Annotated in this window: 1 protein-coding gene; it reads left to right on the top strand. The window is 57.7% G+C overall.

The annotated features are described in order from the left end of the window. A partial coding sequence (locus EOB49_RS35300) for an ATP-binding cassette domain-containing protein (RefSeq protein ID WP_127383567.1) occupies positions 1 to 272 on the top strand: 272 nt, incomplete at both ends.

Here is a 272-nt window from a genome sequence, read left to right as displayed (position 1 = left end):
ACTAGTGGCCATCCACAATCAGCACGTGGATGTTGCCGATCGTCCAGAGGCCAAGCCGATCCGGATCACGAAGGGCCGTATCGATTTCGAGAACGTCCACTTCCGCTACGCCAACCATCCCCTGCCGCTCTATAGCGAATGTTCGCTGTCGATTGAAGCTGGCGAAAGGGTTGGGTTGGTTGGACCCTCCGGTTCCGGCAAGACAACATTCGTGAAGCTGATCCAGAGACTCTACGACCTGAGCGGCGGCCGGATCCTGATAGACGGTCAGG

Source organism: Mesorhizobium sp. M7A.F.Ca.MR.148.00.0.0 (genome assembly GCF_003997735.1).
Taxonomy (GTDB): Bacteria; Pseudomonadota; Alphaproteobacteria; order Rhizobiales; family Rhizobiaceae; genus Mesorhizobium.
This window is presented reverse-complemented; position numbering and strand designations above follow the sequence as displayed.